Annotated in this window: 17 protein-coding genes, 1 pseudogene and 1 riboswitch; of the genes and pseudogenes, 13 read left to right on the forward strand and 5 right to left on the reverse strand. The window is 42.7% G+C overall.

Going from position 1 to position 18,726, the window contains the following annotated elements:
* Window positions 1-5: 5 nt before the first annotated feature.
* Complete coding sequence (locus tag PSU78_RS04900; RefSeq protein ID WP_300385113.1) at window positions 6-683, reverse strand: DUF484 family protein; 678 nt, start codon at window positions 681-683, stop codon at window positions 6-8.
* A gap of 56 nt (window positions 684-739) precedes the next feature.
* The gene (gene dapF / locus PSU78_RS04905; RefSeq protein ID WP_300385116.1) at window positions 740-1,564 is read right to left on the reverse strand and encodes a diaminopimelate epimerase; all 825 of its coding nucleotides are present in this window, start codon (window positions 1,562-1,564) and stop codon (window positions 740-742) included.
* 177 nt (window positions 1,565-1,741) lie between these two features.
* On the opposite strand from dapF, the gene metK reads away from it, so the two are divergent.
* From metK to metF, 5 genes are all read left to right on the forward strand, one after another.
* On the forward strand, window positions 1,742-2,899 hold the full coding sequence (metK, locus tag PSU78_RS04910) for a methionine adenosyltransferase (RefSeq protein ID WP_300385119.1): 1,158 nt from the start codon (window positions 1,742-1,744) through the stop codon (window positions 2,897-2,899).
* 71 nt (window positions 2,900-2,970) lie between these two features.
* Window positions 2,971-4,203 (forward strand): HD-GYP domain-containing protein, encoded by a 1,233-nt coding sequence (locus PSU78_RS04915; RefSeq protein ID WP_300385121.1) that lies wholly within the window; start codon window positions 2,971-2,973, stop codon window positions 4,201-4,203.
* 65 nt (window positions 4,204-4,268) lie between these two features.
* A riboswitch (S-adenosyl-L-homocysteine riboswitch) is annotated at window positions 4,269-4,349 on the forward strand.
* 94 nt (window positions 4,350-4,443) lie between these two features.
* On the forward strand, window positions 4,444-5,868 hold the full coding sequence (gene ahcY / locus PSU78_RS04920) for an adenosylhomocysteinase (RefSeq protein WP_300385124.1): 1,425 nt from the start codon (window positions 4,444-4,446) through the stop codon (window positions 5,866-5,868).
* Window positions 5,869-5,899: 31 nt separating this feature from the next.
* Window positions 5,900-6,250 (forward strand): phage holin family protein, encoded by a 351-nt coding sequence (locus PSU78_RS04925; protein WP_300385127.1) that lies wholly within the window; start codon window positions 5,900-5,902, stop codon window positions 6,248-6,250.
* Between the two features lie 16 nt (window positions 6,251-6,266).
* Entirely contained in the window at window positions 6,267-7,100 is an 834-nt protein-coding gene (gene metF / locus PSU78_RS04930) for a methylenetetrahydrofolate reductase [NAD(P)H] (RefSeq protein WP_300385130.1), read from the forward strand.
* A 46-nt stretch (window positions 7,101-7,146) separates the two neighbouring features.
* Here the strand turns inward: metF and PSU78_RS04935 are convergent, their stop codons facing one another.
* The 3 genes from PSU78_RS04935 to PSU78_RS04945 form a co-directional block, all read right to left on the reverse strand.
* Window positions 7,147-7,620 carry a DUF494 domain-containing protein gene (locus tag PSU78_RS04935; protein ID WP_300385133.1) on the reverse strand — a complete coding sequence of 158 codons (474 nt, stop codon included), beginning with the start codon at window positions 7,618-7,620 and terminating at the stop codon, window positions 7,147-7,149.
* A 95-nt stretch (window positions 7,621-7,715) separates the two neighbouring features.
* Window positions 7,716-8,831 (reverse strand): DNA-processing protein DprA, encoded by a 1,116-nt coding sequence (dprA, locus tag PSU78_RS04940; RefSeq protein ID WP_300385136.1) that lies wholly within the window; start codon window positions 8,829-8,831, stop codon window positions 7,716-7,718.
* Window positions 8,832-8,842: 11 nt separating this feature from the next.
* The gene (locus PSU78_RS04945) at window positions 8,843-9,907 is read right to left on the reverse strand and encodes a LysM peptidoglycan-binding domain-containing protein (protein ID WP_300385139.1); all 1,065 of its coding nucleotides are present in this window, start codon (window positions 9,905-9,907) and stop codon (window positions 8,843-8,845) included.
* Window positions 9,908-10,079: 172 nt separating this feature from the next.
* Here PSU78_RS04945 and def point away from each other — a divergent pair, with 172 nt between their 5' ends.
* The 8 genes and pseudogenes from def (at window position 10,080) to PSU78_RS04985 (ending at window position 18,646) form a co-directional block, all read left to right on the forward strand.
* Window positions 10,080-10,580 (forward strand): peptide deformylase, encoded by a 501-nt coding sequence (def, locus tag PSU78_RS04950; protein ID WP_300385142.1) that lies wholly within the window; start codon window positions 10,080-10,082, stop codon window positions 10,578-10,580.
* Window positions 10,581-10,620: 40 nt separating this feature from the next.
* Window positions 10,621-11,544, forward strand: a complete 924-nt coding sequence (gene fmt, locus PSU78_RS04955; RefSeq protein WP_300385145.1) for a methionyl-tRNA formyltransferase — start codon at window positions 10,621-10,623, stop codon at window positions 11,542-11,544.
* 86 nt (window positions 11,545-11,630) lie between these two features.
* A pseudogene (htpX, locus tag PSU78_RS04960) lies at window positions 11,631-12,503 on the forward strand (zinc metalloprotease HtpX).
* A 9-nt stretch (window positions 12,504-12,512) separates the two neighbouring features.
* Entirely contained in the window at window positions 12,513-12,923 is a 411-nt protein-coding gene (locus tag PSU78_RS04965) for a hypothetical protein (protein WP_300385148.1), read from the forward strand.
* Between the two features lie 354 nt (window positions 12,924-13,277).
* Window positions 13,278-14,597, forward strand: coding sequence for a 16S rRNA (cytosine(967)-C(5))-methyltransferase RsmB (gene rsmB, locus PSU78_RS04970; protein WP_300385151.1), 1,320 nt, complete (start codon window positions 13,278-13,280; stop codon window positions 14,595-14,597).
* The gene (locus PSU78_RS04975; protein ID WP_300385154.1) at window positions 14,533-15,144 is read left to right on the forward strand and encodes a DUF4390 domain-containing protein; all 612 of its coding nucleotides are present in this window, start codon (window positions 14,533-14,535) and stop codon (window positions 15,142-15,144) included. Before rsmB ends, PSU78_RS04975 begins: the two co-directional genes overlap by 65 nt.
* A 13-nt stretch (window positions 15,145-15,157) precedes the next feature.
* The gene (locus PSU78_RS04980; protein ID WP_300385157.1) at window positions 15,158-17,314 is read left to right on the forward strand and encodes an ATP-binding protein; all 2,157 of its coding nucleotides are present in this window, start codon (window positions 15,158-15,160) and stop codon (window positions 17,312-17,314) included.
* A gap of 12 nt (window positions 17,315-17,326) precedes the next feature.
* Window positions 17,327-18,646 carry a response regulator gene (locus PSU78_RS04985; RefSeq protein ID WP_300385160.1) on the forward strand — a complete coding sequence of 440 codons (1,320 nt, stop codon included), beginning with the start codon at window positions 17,327-17,329 and terminating at the stop codon, window positions 18,644-18,646.
* Window positions 18,647-18,726 lie beyond the last annotated feature (80 nt).

Below are 18,726 nucleotides of genomic sequence, written 5' to 3' on the forward strand. Positions count from 1 at the left end.
GTCACTTACAAATAGTTTGAGAACGAAGCGCTGACTAAATCACCTATTCGTTTTAAGTACATTAAACCCATATCGGCTTTAAAGCGTTTTTGGTCTTCTGAACCTAGTATTAATACACCAAATGCATGTTTTTTATCGCCGTTTTTGTAAAGCGGAATAAATGCAAAAGATTGAAGGTTCTCGCCAACTAAACGTTGAGCAGATTCAGGTTTAGTGCCGCAGTGCGGCGCCTCTAGTGCAACTACCCAGTCGCTAAAAGCATCGTTAACAGGCGTAAAAGCTACTTCTTGCGCATGCGATTCATCATTTGGTTTTAGCCAAATGTGCACTTGAGATTCTGTTACATCAAACACATGTTGCATGTTTTCAGCAATGAGCGGTTGTAGCTTGTTTAGGCCAATATTTTCAAGCAATTTAACACTGAAATTATGTACTTTATGACTGGTGACGTCATTTTGTTCGCCAAACTCAATCAATTGCGCAAGCATGACATCTTGCACGCGAATTTTGTCGCGCTGGGCTAGTTGTTGACGTTCCGCTAGTGAGATTGCACCGCTACCATGCGGGCTAGGCAAAAAGATTTCGGTCAGTAAGCTGGCATGCTCTTCAAAAAAGTTTTTATGTGCGCGCAAATAAGTTTTTACGTCGTCAGCTGAAATCGTATTTTGAATATCTTCTTGCATAATCGTCCTTGTGGTTATCGCTTGTAGTTATCGTAGGTGAGCGCGTTTTTATTAAATTATATTTCAATGCTGCCAGTGAATACTGTCACCGCAGGGCCTGTCATCATCACGGCTGAGTTGCCGCCTTGCCAAGTAATGTGCAGTTCACCGCCATGGGCAGATACTTTGACTGGAGATTGTAATCGCCCTAATTGGATGCCCGCAACCACTGCTGCGCAAGCACCCGTGCCGCAAGCAAGTGTTTCGCCGCTGCCGCGCTCAAACACTCTTAGTTTAATATGGTGCTCATCAATAATCTGCATGAAGCCCGCGTTTACGCGCTCAGGAAAGCGCGGATGTACTTCAATCTGGCTACCTAGGGCTACTACTGGTGTGGTCTCAACATCATCTACGATTTGCACTGCATGCGGATTGCCCATAGAAACGGCTGAAATAATGATTTGTTGATTCGCAACTTCTAGTGAATAGCTATTGGCAGCAGTGTCAGCAATGAAAGGCACTTCGCTTGGTGACAATCTAGGTGCGCCCATATTCACTGTGACTAAACCATTATTTTCCAACTTTGGCGTAATAATGCCGCTGGCAGTTTCCACGCTAATTTCATGTTTGCTACTTAGTTTTTGATCTACAACAAAGCGTACAAAACAGCGAGCGCCATTGCCGCATTGGGCAACTTCAGTACCGTCGGCGTTAAAAATACGGTATTTAAAATCGGCAACTTTAGAGGTTTGAACTAATAAGAGTTGATCAAATCCAATACCAAATTGGCGATGCGCTAAGGTTTGGATTTGGTCTGCTGTGAGCTGAAATGGCTGGTCAATTCCATTAATGACGATAAAGTCATTGCCAGCGCCTTGCATTTTTGTAAAGTGTAAATTCATCGTCGTATTATAAATTGATTGATGGAATAGGCTGTTATTAATTCTTCTTATTTTAATTATATTACTTAAATAGTTAGGTACAATAAGCGGTTAGTCTTTGACCTGTGATTCATGCTTCAGCCTTTAGTATGAATTTCATTTCATTTTTTTAAATTTTAGTTTCCAAGGCGCATATCAATGAATGAATATCTTTTTACTTCAGAATCTGTTTCTGAAGGTCACCCAGACAAACTCGCAGATCAAGTATCAGACAGTATTTTAGATGCTATTCTAACCCAAGACCCAACCGCCCGTGTAGCCGCTGAAACCCTAGCCAATACTGGTTTGATTGTATTAGCTGGTGAAATCACCACAACAGCGAATGTTGACTATATTAAAGTGGCGCGTGATGCAATTAAACGTATCGGTTACGACAATACCGAGTACGGTATTGACTATAAAGGTTGTGCCGTACTAGTGGCTTATGACAAACAATCACCAGACATTGCCCAAGGCGTGGATGGCGCCCATGATGACCCACTAGACCAAGGTGCGGGTGACCAGGGTTTGATGTTTGGTTATGCCGTTGATGAAACGCCACAGTTAATGCCACTGCCTATTTGGCTGAGCCATCGTTTAATGGAGCGTCAAGCACAGTTGCGTAAAGATGGTCGCTTGCCTTGGTTGCGTCCAGATGCAAAATCACAAGTAACCATTAAATACGTAGATGGTAAGCCAGACTCAATCGATACCGTTGTGGTTTCAACGCAGCATGCCCCTGAAATGACCTTAGAAGCCATTCGTGAAGCGGTAATTGAAGAAATCATCAAACCGATGTTGCCAAAAGAACTCATAAAAGGTGACATTAAATATTTAGTGAACCCTACAGGGCGCTTTGTTATTGGCGGTCCACAAGGTGATTGTGGTTTAACGGGTCGTAAAATCATTGTAGATACTTACGGTGGTGCTGCACCGCACGGCGGCGGTGCTTTCTCAGGTAAAGATCCATCAAAAGTTGACCGTAGCGCGGCTTATGCAGGTCGCTATGTGGCTAAAAACATTGTCGCTGCAGGCTTGGCATCGCGTTGCTTGGTTCAAGTTTCTTACGCGATTGGCGTTGCACAGCCAACCAGCGTCATGGTCGAAACTTACGGTACAGGCAAGGTCAGCAACGAAGTGCTGACCGCTTTGGTGCGAGAGCATTTTGATTTACGCCCAAAAGGTATCGTAAAAATGTTGGATTTGCTACGTCCAATTTACGCAAAAACAGCCGCTTATGGTCACTTTGGCCGAGATGAACCTGAGTTCACTTGGGAAGCGATTGATAAAGCTGCGGCATTAAAAGCGTCTATTTAGAACAATTGGATTAACTACGCCCTTGCTAAAATAATGCTAACTATTTGTTAGAGTATTGTTAGTGGTGGCGTATGTTAAAAGTTGTTTCTACAAAACAAGTTCGATTAGGTATGTTTATCCAAGAGCTGAAAGGTGCTTGGATAGACCATCCCTTCTGGAAAAAAGCTTTCAAATTAGAAGATCCTTCTGATTTGAAAAAGCTGCAAGCTAGTGTCATTAAAGAAGTTGTTATTGATACCTCTAAAGGCTTGGATGTTGAAGAGCTTAATGAGGTTGTAGCGTCAGTCACTTCTATGGTCGTAGATGTGACTGTTGAAGTCTTAGATATCCCCATCCCGTTGCCAAAGCCTAAACAAATCTCGGCTGCACAAGAGCAAACACAAGCAAAAAAAGTGATTAACGCTTCTAAAAAAGCTGTTGCATCTATGTTTCACGATGTACGGATGGGTAAAGCCGTCGATACTGAGGTCGCGATGCAATTAGTGGACGAGATTGCAGCGTCGGTAGATCGCAATTTGGGTGCATTGATTAGCCTAGTGCGACTAAAAAACAAAGATGAATATACGTACATGCACTCTATAGCAGTATGCGCATTGATGGTGGCACTGGCTAAAGAGCTCAATTTAACTGACGCTGAAACTAAGCAAGCAGGATTGGCTGGTTTACTACATGATTTGGGAAAAGCAGGGATTCCTATCGAGGTGCTCAATAAACCTGGCGCACTAACGGAAGAGGAATTTAGCTTAGTTAAGCTGCATCCAGAGCGAGGCCATGCCATGCTAATCCAAGCTAGTATTTTGGATGAAGTGACACTCGACGTCTGTTTGCATCACCACGAAAAAATGAATGGGTCAGGTTATCCGCACAAATTAAAATCAGAAGAAATCAGCATTTTTGCCAAAATGGGTGCGGTGTGTGACGTATATGATGCAATTACATCGAATCGTCCCTACAAAGAAGGTTGGGAACCAGGGGTTTCATTACAACGAATGGCGCAGTGGACTGAGCATTTTGATGATCGAGTATTTAAAGCCTTTGTAAAAAGTGTAGGTATTTATCCAATTGGCTCTATGGTAAAACTTAAATCTGGCCGTTTAGCAGTCGTTATTGACCAAAGCCCGAAGTCGTTATTGTTGCCTATTATTAAAGTGTTTTTCTCTACAAAATCAAAATCTCGAATAAAAATAGAATTGATTGATTTATCAAAACCACATGAACAAGACTCAATTGTGGGTCATGAAAATCCAAGTGCTTGGGGGATTAATGATATTCATGAAATATGGAGCCAATATGAGATTTGGTAACAAAATTATTTACTTAGGTGTTTTTATCTATTTGTAGACTTAAAAAATATCAAGTATAATTTAGAAATTCCGAGGAGCGCTGCGAGAGCTGAAGTTACTTATCATCCTCCCAGGCTCGGAAAATGTTTTAACGGCGCTCACCATTATTAACCGTGCCGGGCACGGGATACGGGTGAGAAAAGCGTTAGCATCTCTAGTTTATTCCCCATCCCCCCGGTCACACATTCAAGGAAATTAAAAATGAATATTGTGACTGCAGATATTAAAAATACAAGTAAAGACTATGTAATTGCCGATATTGGCTTAGCTGCTTTTGGCCGCAAAGAAATTGCGATTGCTGAAACAGAAATGCCAGGTTTGATGGCCATTCGCGAAGAGTTTGCTAAAGCGCAACCACTTAAAGGTGCGCGTATTACGGGTTCTTTGCACATGACCATTCAAACAGCCGTGCTGATTGAAACACTAAAAGACTTGGGTGCTGAACTACGTTGGGCATCATGCAACATTTACTCAACCCAAGACCACGCTGCTGCCGCAATTGCTGCTGGCGGCACGCCAGTATTCGCCATTAAAGGTGAAACCTTGACTGAGTACTGGGATTACACTCATCGCATTTTTGAGTGGACTGACGGTGGCTATACAAACATGATTTTAGATGACGGTGGCGATGCGACATTGTTGCTTCATCTTGGTACACGAGCAGAAAAAGACTTGTCAGTGATTGCAAATCCTACTTCAGAAGAAGAAGTTTGCTTGTTTGATGCAATTAAAACTAAGTTAAAAGTTGATCCAACTTGGTACTCAGTGCGTTTAGCCAAGATTATCGGCGTGACTGAAGAAACCACCACTGGCGTGCATCGTTTGTATCAAATGCATAAAGAAGGCAAATTAGCTTTTCCAGCGATTAACGTGAATGACTCAGTAACTAAATCAAAATTCGATAATCTCTACGGCTGCCGTGAATCATTGGTTGATGCGATTAAACGCGCAACTGACGTGATGATTGCAGGTAAAGTAGCTATCGTAGCGGGTTACGGCGATGTGGGTAAAGGCTCTGCACAAGCTCTACGCGCACTTTCAGCACAAGTTTGGGTCACTGAAATTGACCCAATCTGCGCATTGCAAGCGGCGATGGAAGGCTACCGCGTAGTGACCATGGATTACGCGTGTGAACACGGTGATATTTTTGTGACGGCAACTGGTAATTATCACGTGATTAGCCATGACCATATGGCTAAAATGAAAGACCAAGCGATTGTTTGTAATATTGGCCATTTTGATAACGAGATTGATGTTGCTTCTCTTGAGAAGTATGAGTGGGATGAAATCAAGCCACAAGTTGACCATGTGATTTTCCCTGATGGTAAAAAAATCATCTTGCTAGCAAAAGGTCGTTTGGTGAATTTAGGCTGCGGCACTGGTCATCCAAGCTACGTGATGAGTTCATCGTTTGCCAATCAAACTATTGCGCAAATTGAGTTATTTACGCAAACTGCTAATTACCCAGTAGGTGTATATACTTTGCCTAAGCATTTAGATGAAAAAGTTGCGGTATTACAATTGAGAAAACTGAATGCACAGTTGTCTGTATTAACTGATCAACAAGCAGCATATATTGGTGTGCAAAAACAAGGCCCTTACAAGCCAGACACATACCGCTACTAAGCAACATTAACGCTTATTAAGGAATTAGCCTGTGAAACTATTATTTGTATCGGTATTAAATGCATTGGCTTTGTTATTAGTCACACATTTTGTGCCAGATATTCACGTGGCTAATTTCACAACAGCGCTATTGGCAGCATTGCTGATTGGCTTAGTCAATATGTTGATTAAGCCAATTCTGGTTATATTAACGCTACCCATTACCATTCTTACACTCGGGCTTTTTATTCTGGTGATTAATGGCATATTATTTTATGGCGTTGGTCATTGGCTACAAGGATTTGAGGTTAAAACTTTAATGGCTGGCATTATCGGTGCGCTGGTATATAGCGTGCTCTCTTGGCTGTTCGCAGCCATTGTGATTGACAATAAAAAAGACTAATAACAAAGAGTAATACATGAAAAAAACTGCATTTAGTTTTGAGTTTTTCCCGCCCAAAACAAGCGACGGCATAGATAAGCTACGAGAAAATCGCGCAAAATTAGCGCAATATAATCCGGAGTTCTTTTCTGTTACCTTTGGGGCAGGAGGTTCTACACGCGATAGAACCATGGATACTGTGTTGGAAATTCAGCAAGAAGGTTTTCAGTCTGCACCGCATATTTCATGTGTTTCATCTAGTAAAGAAGAAATTCGTGATTTGCTAAAAACCTATCAAGAGCGTGGTATCAAGCGTTTGGTGGCATTGCGTGGTGACGTACCATCAGGTGAAGTAAGCGCAGGTGATTTTAAATATGCAGTAGAGTTGGTTGAATTTATTCGTGCCGAAACTGGCAATCAGTTCCATATTGAAGTGGCCGCTTACCCAGAGTTTCATCCAGAAGCGAGAACGCCTAAAGCGGACTTGCTAAACTTAAAACGTAAAGTAGATGCGGGTGCCAACTCAGCCATTACGCAGTATTTTTACAACGCGGACGCATACTTTAGATTTGTAGATCAATGCGAGGCTACTGGCATTGATGTGCCTATCGTGCCTGGTATTATGCCGATTTATAACATTACACAGTTAGCTAGATTCTCTAGCGTTTGCGGTGCTGATATTCCACGTTGGCTTAAAATGCGCCTAGAAGAGTATGGCGAAGATATAGATTCTTTACGCGCATTTGGCGTAGATGTCGTGAGTGAATTATGTGAGACATTGCAAGCTTGGGGAGTGCCAAGCCTGCATTTCTATACGCTGAATCGTTCTACAATGATTAGTAAAATCATAGAAAATATTAGCGAAAAATAGCGCTTTAATTCGCTAGTGAAAATGTTAAAAAATAAAAACCGACTTGCTAATGCAAAGTCGGTTTTTGTTTATTGAGCAAAGCATCTTCAATAAATAAATATTCTTTGGTTTTATCAGGGCCAGATTTACTTGCACCCCAAGTAGTCATTAGCACAATCCAACGCATTTCTTCTATGCTGATTAACGGCTGTGGCAAATTCATGGCTAGCTCAAGTATCAACTCGCGCTGTGCGGTATTGAGAATTTTAGCTTGAACCAAAAATAAGACAAAACCTAAGCTTTCCCCCGTTATTTTTTTAAGTTCATCGCTAGTAAATATCCGTGTGCTTACGTGATTAGGCGTTTCAAATATATCCGCTTGATCGGCCATCAGCTCTAGCTGATTGAACCAATCAAATGCGCCGTTAATATCTTGCTCATCAAAGCCTGCAGCACTTAACTCTCTTGAAAGCGTGCTCTCGTCAGGCCTAAAGTGTGTATCAATGTAATTCTCAAACATATAAACCAATACTTCAAACATGATGTTTATCCTTAAATTAGAGTTATTCTTAAATAAAGTGTGATGGTTTATGCATAAATCAAATTTCTAAATTTCCCTAAATTTAGATGAATCAGTTACACAATTTTTTGATATTTTCCGCCTGCTAGGCTAGCAACACTCCCTTCTAATTCCAATAGCATTAGCATGGATGAAACTTCGCTCACCGTCAAGCCACTTAAGTTGACTAAATTTTCTAATGTAATCGGCTCATAACCCATTAGAGTGAGCATTGTGTGATTAGTTTTAAGTTCGTCACTGACTTCGCCATTAATGTTTGAGTATTGATTGTTTAAGTCCAATTCTTCAACAATATCTTGTAGGCTATCGACCAATTTAGCGCCTTGCTTGATGAGCTGATGGCAGCCTTTGGACATGGGAGAATGAATCGAGCCGGGTATGGCAAATACTTCGCGACCTTGCTCCGCAGAGAGGCGCGCTGTAATTTGCGAACCACTTTGCAGATTCGCTTCAACTACCAAGCAGCCTAAACTTAAGCCGCTAATGATGCGATTACGTTTAGGAAAGTTTTGTGGTTTAGATGGCGTACTTAAAGCGAACTCAGAAATAATGAGTCCACGTTCGACGATTTGATGGGCTAAATCTCGATGTTTAGCTGGGTAAACAATATCTAAGCCAGTGCCAACTACGGCAATAGTTGAACCTTTGGCTTTTAAGGCGCCTCTGTGCGCCGCACCATCAATGCCAAGAGCCAAGCCACTTACGATACATAAGCCGTATTCAGACAAACCTTGCGCAAACGCCTCAGCATTTTTTTCACCTTGCACCGAGGCATTGCGGCTACCAACAATTGCAATGCTAGGTTGATTGAGTAGAGCTAGATTGCCTTTTGCGTACAAAAAAGCTGGAGGATCGCTAATCTCGAGCAGTGCTTGGGGATATTCTGTGTCAGCAAGCGTGACTAAATGATTGTTAGGTTGTGATAACCAGCGTAGCGAACCGGAAAGGGCATCATGATTAACACCTTTTGTGATTTCCGCTGCAATGGTATCTGACACAACCTCTTTTAGTTGGCTATAACTTGCGTCAAAAACATTGCTAGGGTTGCCGAAAGTTTTGAGTAGCTGGCAAAACGTTTGTGAGCCAATGCCATGAATGCTACTTAAGGCTATCCACAGTGATTTTTCTACAAGAGCATCGCTGTAGGCATCATCACTGCGGTTTTCTTGCATAAGCGCTTATATTAAGGTGTTGTTACAACATCAAGCGTGTTGATGGGTTGTGATGCTTGCATGATTAAAGCATATGACACATTTTCAAATACGCGGAATACCATTAATAAGCCAATGCGCTCATCAGGTAGTTTAACCATGCCAGGCTCAAGCCCAGAGGCTGATTTAGTATTCTTTGCACCTTTTTCTTTAACGTATTCAGGATCTTTAATCACGTTTCCATAGCGATTAATTGCCAGTACATGTCCAACCTCAATGCCATCTTTAGTTCCGCGGCTAATCGACACTATACTTTGTGGGCCTGCTTCAGCAAGGCCACCATAAACCTTAATGATGCGACCTGATATTGCAGACTCTGGTGCGTGCGGTACAAAGTTTGTGACGACTTCATCACCAGACGGCACCAATCGATCTTTAACAAAAATCTCTTCTTTAGCTTTGGTAATGTCTGCGCTTGCTGGTTCTCCATATTTGGTAATTTTAGTGTCGCCCAAATAGATAGCTTCTATACCTAATACTTTTTTAGTGACAGGGTCTACTAAGTTGTCGCCTGGGCGATAAACATACCAATTCAGGTTGCCACCTTCTTCGATTTTATTAATATAAACACGCGTACCAGGGCTAAGCACTACACGGTTATCTTGGCCTGCGATGATTCTAGGTGACTTATCCAGTTGATCCTTTTCAATCACCAGCGGCTGGCTTAAAAATGGTGCGATTGCCTTGAGCTGAATGGTGGAAATGGCTGTTTTATCTAATGGCTCCTCAACTGCACCTGGTTGTAGGGTGACTGTTTCGCGTAATAAACGCAATTGCGGGGTACCGCTGCTCATGTCCAAAACTATCAAGTCACCAGGATAAATCCAGTGTGGATTTTTAATTTGAGCGCGGTTTAGTTTCCAAATGCTAGGCCATTGCCATGGATCTTTTAGGAATTGAGCTGAAATCCCCCATAAAGTATCGCCTTTCACCACAACATGTCGGTCAGGATGGTCAGTTTTTAGTGTAACCACTTGTGCGTTAACATTGAAGCTTATGCAACAAAACATGAGCAGCGTTATAATATGGCGAAACATATATTGATGACCTCGGTCAAAAATGCATTATAAAATATGCGGATTAAATAACTACTTTAACCGCGAAATTACGTTAAATTTATCACGTAATTCATTAAACAATCAAGCTTTTATGGAAAAACAACCATATTTGTAGTAACAATTTAGCTTTTAAGGATACAACAAGGCTTTTATGGCAATTCTAGACATACTTAATTATCCGGATCCGCGCTTACATAAGGTGGCTAAACCAATTAAAGAGGTGGATGCGAGCATTCGTCGTTTAATCGATGATATGCGAGAGACCATGTACGACGCGCCTGGCATAGGCTTGGCGGCTACGCAGGTGGATCAGCACATTCAACTTTTAATTATTGATACTAGCGAAACTAAAGACCATTTGCAGGTGTTTATTAATCCAAAAATTACTAAAAAAAGTGGCGAGCAAGATTATGAAGAAGGTTGTTTGTCTGTGCCTGGCGTGTATGAAACGGTCACTCGAGCTGAAAAGATTACAGTTGAAGCTTTAGATTACAACGGAAAACCATTTACATTGAAAGCTGAAGGTTTATTAAGTATCTGCATTCAGCACGAAATGGATCACTTGCTGGGTAAAGTCTTTGTCGAGTACTTATCGCCACTCAAGCGTAGTCGCATAAAAAATAAAATGCTGAAACTCACGCGCCAGAAGTAGTGGTGCAGTAAGTCACTCAGTGTTCATTTAGGAAAATACTTTGAAAATTATATTTGCTGGTACGCCAGAATTCGCCGTCCCAGCTTTAGCCGCACTAATTGCAGCGGGACATCAAATCGTCGTGGTGCTCACACAGCCAGATCGCCCAGCTGGGCGTGGAATGAAGCTTAAAGCGAGTCCGGTTAAGGTGTTGGCTGAGCAACATGACCTGCATGTATTTCAACCAGAAACACTCAAAGACGCAGCCGTGCAAGCGCAAATAGAAGCGGTGCATGCGGATGTAATGATAGTTGCAGCTTACGGATTGATTATCCCAACGGTCGTTCTCAATATGCCGAAATTTGGCTGTTATAACATTCACGCTTCATTACTACCGCGCTGGCGCGGTGCGGCGCCTATTCACCGTTCTTTATTAGTTGGCGATTCAGAAACTGGCGTCACCATTATGGAGGTTGTACCAGCCTTAGATGCAGGGGCGATGGTTAGCCGTGGCATTGTGCCAATCACTGAGAACGATACTACACAAACTTTACATGATGCGTTAAGTAAAACGGGCGCTGATTTAATGGTGCAAGCAATGGCTGAATTAGAGATAAAAGGCACTCTGCCAGCCACACCTCAAGACGAAGCTTTAGTGACTTATGCACATAAATTAGAGAAATCAGAAGCGGCTATTGATTGGCAAAAAAGCGCGGTTGAAGTTTCGCGCCAAGTGCGTGCATTTAACCCTTTCCCCGTTGCGCAAGGCGTACTTAAAGGTGAGGTTTGTCGTATTTGGATGGCCACCGCAAAAGCGGGAAATGCTAAAGTAGGTGAGATCGTCAGCGTGCATGATGGTGTCACCGTTGGTTGTGGCGATGGTTTATTGCATATTACTGAGCTGCAAGCGCCAGGGGGTAAGCGACTTAGTGCGCAAGCTTTTGTGCAAGGGCATAATTTGCAAATTGGCGATTTTTTTAGTTAAGCGTTCACTTCTATTCTAAAACTTGAATTTCTATTATTTGCCTTCATCTATTAAGCATTGGTCTGCGTCATGAAAAGGAGAATGCAATGTTCGGAAATTGGTTAAAAACAGCCGTGTTAATGGCAGCCATCGTCGCGCTATTTGGTGCGGTTGGCGCAGCGCTTGGCGGCCAAGGCGGCATGATGATCGCGTTGCTGTTGGCGGCTGGTATGAATGTGTATGCCTATTGGTTTTCAGATAAAGCCGTGCTTAAAATGTACGGTGCGCAAGAAGTTAGCCCAGAAAATAACTTTGGCGACAATACGCAGTTTCGCAACTACTACAACATTGTCAAAGAGCTTGCCGAAAATGCGCAACTGCCTATACCAAAAGTGTATGTCATGAACGAAGCGCAACCGAATGCTTTTGCCACAGGTCGCAACCCAGAACATGCCGCCGTTGCCGCCACTACTGGCATCATGCAGGTGTTGAGCGAACGTGAGTTGCGTGGCGTCATGGCGCATGAACTTGCACACGTTAAGCATCGTGATACGCTAATTTCTACTATATCTGCGACGATTGCAGGTGCAGTTTCATCTATTGGTACATTTGGCATGCTGTTTGGTGGCGGTCGGAATGATGGTGGTGAGCGCAATGTGAGTCCTGTGGTAGCTATGCTGATGATGTTTTTAGCGCCAATGGCAGCTTCATTGATTCAAATGGCAATTTCGCGTTCACGCGAGTTTGAGGCGGATAGAGTAGGGGCGGAAATTAGTCGTGACCCGAAAGCCTTAGCGAGTGCATAGCAGAAAATTAGTGATTATGCACATCAAATTCACAATCCAACGGCGGAAGCGCATCCAGAAACGGGGCAGATGATGATTATTAATCCTTTGGCGGGGGTGTCGTTTGATAGTTTGTTTAGTACGCATCCTAAGACTGAGGAGCGGGTTGCGCGGTTGATGGCGATGGTGGTTTAGGCTAAAACTATGAATATAAAGCGCCTTATTGTGTTGTTTTTGGTGGTAGTTTTTTCTTTCGCTGCAGGCGGGTTATCTGCTAGTTTATATTACAAATATAAACTAGTAGCTTATGAAAAGCTAACCTCGGCGATAGCTCGATGGGATGATTCTGATACGACTCTAAAAGAGGCTGAGTTGCTAATTGCTTTGCAAAAACGATACCTAGCTACGGATAAAAGTGCTGGTGAAGCAACCTGTTTTCTAGTGAAATCAAAAATAAATCGAATGAGTAAAGATTTAATTGTAATTCAAGAAGGTTGGCACGACTCTTCGCGAGAAAATGATACTAATTTTGTATGGGTAAGTAAGTGGTTTAGTGGCACAGCAAAAAGCCGATTTGAGCTTTTAGTCAAATCAAGTCAAGAGTTGGGATGCTAATAATAAGTAGTACGTCAATAGCGAAGTGTATCGCGTAGTATGTAAGTGGTCGCTTTCGCGCGACTGGCGAGTTTCTTTCTTTTGCTTAGCCAAAAGAAAGAAACCAAAGAAAAGGCTACTCCCTACCGCTTGATTCCTAAGATTTATATTAATTTTGGACGACAAGCGGAAACTCGCTACGCTCAAACAGCCGCTTATCGAAATCCTCCAAAATGAATAAAAATCTTAGGCGCGGTAGCAGGAGATATTTAAAACCCACTTCGTTGAAGTTTCATTGATGAATAGCCCCGAGCGCACTGTTATCAAGTAAAATCAAGGCTTAATCAATTGGTTTTAACTTCAAGAAAGTTTTCTTTGTATATATCTCAACAAATCGCTGCAAATGCTGTGAATCAGGTGTTGTCTGGCCGTAATCTTACTTTGGCGTTGCCTGCTGCTTTGGCGGTGTTTCCTAGTGCTACGCCGCAGCAGCGCGGGGCAGCGCAGGATTTAAGTTATGGTACTTTGCGGTTTTATGGTGAGATTGATGCTTACTTGGTCCAGCTGCTAGAAAAGCCGTTAACGGATGACCGAATTAATGCTTTGCTACTTGTCGCAATTTATCAGTTATTGCACGATAAAGCAGACTCTTTTACCGTGGTCAACCAAGCGGTGCATGCAGTGAGCCAATTAAAACGTCCTGCGCCTAAGAGTTGGGCTAAGGGTTTGGTGAATGCGATTTTGCGTAATTTCTTACGTCAAAAAGACCAGCTTGCTGCAAAGCTTAAATCTAGCGATGTGGCCGTTTATTCTTATCCACAGTGGTGGGTTAATAAGCTAAAAACGCAGTATCCTACCCACTGGCAGTGCATGCTTGAAACAGGCAACCAACATCCGCCTATGACATTGCGTGTCAATACGCAAAAAATCAGCATGCAAGATTATTGTCAGTTACTAACTCGCCAAGACATTCAAGCTAAGCATATTGGTGCGCAGGCTCTGATTTTAACTAATCCTGTGCCAGTAGAAAAAATCCCAGGCTTTAGCGATGGTATTGTTTCTGTGCAAGATTTAGGCGCACAGCTAGCGGCATATCTGCTTGAAGCCAAAGCTGGCATGAACGTGCTAGATGCTTGTTGCGCGCCAGGTGGTAAAACAGGGCATATTTTGGAGTTAGCAGATGTGGCTTTAACAGCTTTAGATTCTGATGAAACACGTTTGCAACGTGTGCAAAGTAATTTGAGCCGCATGAAGTTACAAGCGAACCTTTTGGTTGGCGATGCATCAATGACTGATTGGTGGGATGACACGAAAACTGCGCCGCAACTTTTCGACAGGATATTGGCGGACGTGCCATGTAGCGCATCTGGTATCGTGCGACGCCATGTGGATATTAAATGGCTACGACGTGAAGCTGATATTGCTTCTTTTACCCGCCAGCAGGCTAAAATTCTGGCTAATTTATGGCAGATGTTGGCAAAGGGTGGTAAATTACTTTATGTAACGTGCTCTGTTTTTAATGAAGAAAATCAAGGACAAGTGGATAATTTCTTACAAAATAATGCTGATGCGACTCAACTATCATTTGAGCTACCAGAAAATTATGCGTCGGCAGAAATTACCCAAATCAATGGCCAACTTATCCCCACAAATGCACATGATGGCTTTTTCTATGCATTGCTGCAAAAAAATTAAACTATTCTTCTCATTCTGCTTGCTCATGCTGATTGCAACAACGGCATTGGCAGGCAGCAGCAGTATGAGTATCAGGAGTGCATCGCTAGTGGCACTTGATGATTCATACGCGCTGAATGCAGACGTTGACATGAAGTTTAGCGAGAAGATGGAAGAGGCCATTAGCAAAGGCTTTGAGCTTAATTTTTTGATTGAATTTCAGTTATCCAAACCTCGTAAATATTGGTTCGACGATGAGGTGGCGACAGTAACTCACCGTGTTACTTTAAGCTACCATGCGCTTTCTAGACAATTTTTAGTCATTCGTGGCGATCAGCAAAAAGCTTTTGTACGTTTAGATGAAGCCACTGATGACTTATCTGAAATCAGTGACTTAAAAGTATTTCAAAAGTCTGAAGTCGAAAAAGGCGAGCATTATAAAGCGGCTGTATTGATGCGGCTTGACCCCAAAAAATTACCAAAAGTATTACAGGGCGACACCATTGGCTCAGATGACTGGAAAATGAGTTCGCAGCGTTTTGAATGGGTACCTAACTTATTTAAATGATTAATTTTCGCCAATGAAATATGTCGTTTTTGTAAGCGCTGCTTTAGGCGTTTTTTTACTCTACTTGCTGTCAAACGCAAGTGCGAATACTGCTGCGTCTGGCGAGTACTATACTCTGTTGGTAACACTCAATGGGGTGTTAGCCACATTCCTGATAGTGTTGATTGGTTATCAGATTTGGCGGCTGTACAGACAAATTCGTAAAGGCGTTGTAGGTAGCCGTTTTACACTACGATTGCTAGCTAGCTTTGCGATGATGGCGATTATTCCAGGATTAATCGTCTATCTAGTTTCAGTGAACTTTTTAACAAGATCTATTGAATCTTGGTTTAACGTGAAGGTAGAAGCTGCGCTTGAAGGCGGGCTTAACTTAGGGCGTACGGCCTTAGATATTATGCTGGCCGATGTGAAAGAAAAAGGCGAGAGCATGGCGACGACGCTATCTTTTCAGCCTGTAAACACCCATTCAATATTAAATGATTTACGTGAAAAAAGCGGGATACAAGACCTGACTTTACTAACAGTGCAAGGCAGAATTTTAGAGGTATCAAGTAGTGATTCAGCTAGCTTTTTACCTGAGTTGCCGAATGTGGCACAGCTGAGGCAAGCACGTAAACATATAGTGGCAAGTATTGAGCCTATCGGTAATAAAGGCTTGTATTTACGCGTGCTAGCACCAGTCAATGGCCAAGATTTAACTGGTGAAACACGCATATTACAGCTGCTGCAACCTGTACCTAAGCCATTAGCAACGACGGCTGAGGCCGTACAAGATGTCTATCAAGACTATCAGCAGCTTTCGTATAGTCGTGCTTCATTAAGAGAGGTATTTGCCCTCACATTGACATTGGTGATGATGCTAGCGATGTTGGGTGCGGTTGCGGTAGCTTTCGTGTTAAGTCGTAAGCTATCTGCGCCTTTAACCGTGTTGGCCGAAGGTACTAAGGCGATTGCCAGCGGCGACTACAGCACGATGTTGCCTGCCCATGGTAAAGATGAGTTGGGCGTACTGGTTCAATCTTTTAATAGCATGACGCAACAGTTAGACGATGCGACCAAAGCTGCTGATAGCAACCGAGCCCGTGTAGAAGCAGCTCGTGGTTACTTAGAAACCATACTCGCGCATTTATCATCAGGTGTGATGGCATTGAATAAGCGCGGCGAATTGCGTACGTTTAATGAAGCTGCCATGAATATTCTGGGCGTACCGCTGGAAGGTTATGTGGGCTTACAGTTAGAGCAAATCAACCTTAAACATCCTCGATTAGAGAACTTTTTACTGACTGTGGCTAAGAATACCTTAGATGATGTTGAGCAAGCTGGTACACATAAAGAAGACGCTCAAACACAGGTAGAGTTGTTGGGGGCTAATGGCAAGCAGATACTGACCGTGCGTGGTACGCGTCTACCAGATGGGGGCTATGTTGCGGTGTTTGATGATGCAACCACTATGATACAAGCGCAACGAGACGCAGCTTGGGGTGAGGTGGCAAGGCGACTGGCACATGAAATTAAAAATCCACTGACGCCGATTCAATTGTCGGCAGAGCGCATGTCGCATAAATTACTTAGTAAACTCAATGATGCCGATGCGGAAATGTTAAGGCGCTCGACAGAAACCATTGTTAACCAAGTCGATGCGATGAAACGCATGGTGAATGAATTTAGTGATTACGCACGTTCGCCTGCACCACAATTGCAAAAATTAGATTTAAATAATCTCATTAAAGAAGTGGTCTCGCTTTATGATCAGTCGGGTAGCAAGATAAGTTTGGTGTTGGAAAAGCAGCGCTGTCTGATCAAAGGCGATAGTACGATGCTACGCCAAGTGATCCATAACTTGCTACAAAATGCTCAAGACGCACTGGTAGACAGGACGGATGCCACAATCGCAGTTCAAACTAAAATTGAAAGTGAAATGTTAACGCTAACTGTCACTGATAATGGGCTAGGTTTTCCTGAAGATATGTTATTACGTGTTTTTGAGCCTTATGTCACTACAAAATCACACGGTACTGGTTTAGGATTAGCTATTGTAAAAAAGATTATTGAAGAACATAAAGGCAGTATTAAAATTGAAAATGTGCCAAAAGCGATGCAAACTACAGGCGCAATTGTAGCAATCAAAATTCCGCTCTTAATAGACACACTTAGTAATACAGAATCATAAAGAAGACAGAAAATGGCATCAAAACATATATTAGTGGTTGACGACGAAATCGGTATACGCGAGCTTTTACGGGATATTTTGCAAGATGAAGGCTACCAAGTGCAGCTGGCGGAAAATGCCGCGGCAGCGCGTGCAGCCCGTCTGCATGAGCGCCCTGATATTGTGTTGCTAGATATATGGATGCCAGATTGTGATGGTATTACGTTGCTTAAAGAATGGGCGAATAGCAGCTTACTGACGATGCCGGTGGTCATGATGTCTGGTCATGGTACGATTGATACCGCGGTTGAAGCAACGCGCATCGGCGCTTTTGATTTCTTAGAAAAGCCAATTGCGCTGCAAAAGCTTTTGAAAACCGTAAGTGCAGCATTAAAACACAGTGAGCAGCTGCCTAAATCTGAAATGAATCTCACCAGTTTGGGTAAAAGCCCAATTGTGACGGCACTTAAAGATAGGCTAGATAAAATTGCTGTAGGCGTCAGCCTAACGCCAATTCTGTTGATTGGCCCTAAAGGATGTGGGGCGGAGCTTTGTGCGCGTTATTTACAAGATGCAGGTAGCCCTTGGTTGCAACTAACTGACTTCAACCAACTGGTCGATACGCCTTTGGACATACTTGAAGCGATTCGTGGTGGAGTGTTGTATATTCCTGAGATTGCTGACCTTAAAAAGGCTGAGCAAAAAGGCTTATTACTACTCATTGCAAAGTCAGAAAAATACCATGTGCGTGTAGTGTGTGGGACTAGTGAGAACTTGCCTAAGTTACAAGCTGAGTCTTTATTTGATCATAATTTATTTCAAGCCTTATCCGCTGTATCTTTGCGTGTACCAGCCTTGGATGAACATAGAGAAGACATCCCCGACTTAGTCGTTGCGATTGCTAATTTGCAGTTAGAGCTGGCTGGTTTGGAATACCGCGAGTTTGATATAGCAGCATTGAATGGCTTGCGTAACGCTAATTGGCCTGGCGATTTGGCGCAATTAGATGCCGCTATCAGAAATTTAATACACACGAGCTTAGGCGATAAAATCACTTTAGATGATGTAAAGCGTGTTTTACATCAGTTTGATGACCCTGAAGTACAAGTGAAAACTGCTGAAATCAAAAAGCATAAGCCAGTTCAAGTTGAAGAGACTAATACCGCTACCGCTGTTAACTTGTCATTCTTAAACCAGCCCTTACGTGAAGCACGAGATGACTTTGAGCGCATGTATTTTCAACATCACATGAAAGATGCATTGAATAACATGAGTAAATTAGCGGATATTGCAGGTTTAGAGCGTACACATTTGTATCGCAAGCTGAAGCAGCTAGGAATTAAGATTAAGTAACTCTAAACAGCTCGTCTTAAATACCTGTAATGGTCTAACAAACTGCCACACTTGCTAAGGTTTTTTGCTGATACTTTTGC

The sequence above is a fragment of the Methylotenera sp. genome, assembly GCF_029945705.1.
Lineage (GTDB): Bacteria > Pseudomonadota > Gammaproteobacteria > Burkholderiales > Methylophilaceae > Methylotenera.

Coding starts and splice junctions, on each gene's coding strand:
- PSU78_RS04900 (WP_300385113.1), bottom strand. CDS start 683: ATGCAAGAAGATATTCAAAATACGATTTCAGCTGACGACGTAAAAACT.
- metK (WP_300385119.1), top strand. CDS start 1,742: ATGAATGAATATCTTTTTACTTCAGAATCTGTTTCTGAAGGTCACCCA.
- PSU78_RS04975 (WP_300385154.1), top strand. CDS start 14,533: ATGGCCAACTTATCCCCACAAATGCACATGATGGCTTTTTCTATGCAT.
- PSU78_RS04945 (WP_300385139.1), bottom strand. CDS start 9,907: ATGTTTCGCCATATTATAACGCTGCTCATGTTTTGTTGCATAAGCTTC.
- PSU78_RS04980 (WP_300385157.1), top strand. CDS start 15,158: ATGAAATATGTCGTTTTTGTAAGCGCTGCTTTAGGCGTTTTTTTACTC.
- ahcY (WP_300385124.1), top strand. CDS start 4,444: ATGAATATTGTGACTGCAGATATTAAAAATACAAGTAAAGACTATGTA.
- metF (WP_300385130.1), top strand. CDS start 6,267: ATGAAAAAAACTGCATTTAGTTTTGAGTTTTTCCCGCCCAAAACAAGC.
- dprA (WP_300385136.1), bottom strand. CDS start 8,831: ATGCAAGAAAACCGCAGTGATGATGCCTACAGCGATGCTCTTGTAGAA.
- PSU78_RS04985 (WP_300385160.1), top strand. CDS start 17,327: ATGGCATCAAAACATATATTAGTGGTTGACGACGAAATCGGTATACGC.
- PSU78_RS04915 (WP_300385121.1), top strand. CDS start 2,971: ATGTTAAAAGTTGTTTCTACAAAACAAGTTCGATTAGGTATGTTTATC.
- PSU78_RS04965 (WP_300385148.1), top strand. CDS start 12,513: ATGAATATAAAGCGCCTTATTGTGTTGTTTTTGGTGGTAGTTTTTTCT.
- dapF (WP_300385116.1), bottom strand. CDS start 1,564: ATGAATTTACACTTTACAAAAATGCAAGGCGCTGGCAATGACTTTATC.
- def (WP_300385142.1), top strand. CDS start 10,080: ATGGCAATTCTAGACATACTTAATTATCCGGATCCGCGCTTACATAAG.
- PSU78_RS04935 (WP_300385133.1), bottom strand. CDS start 7,620: ATGTTTGAAGTATTGGTTTATATGTTTGAGAATTACATTGATACACAC.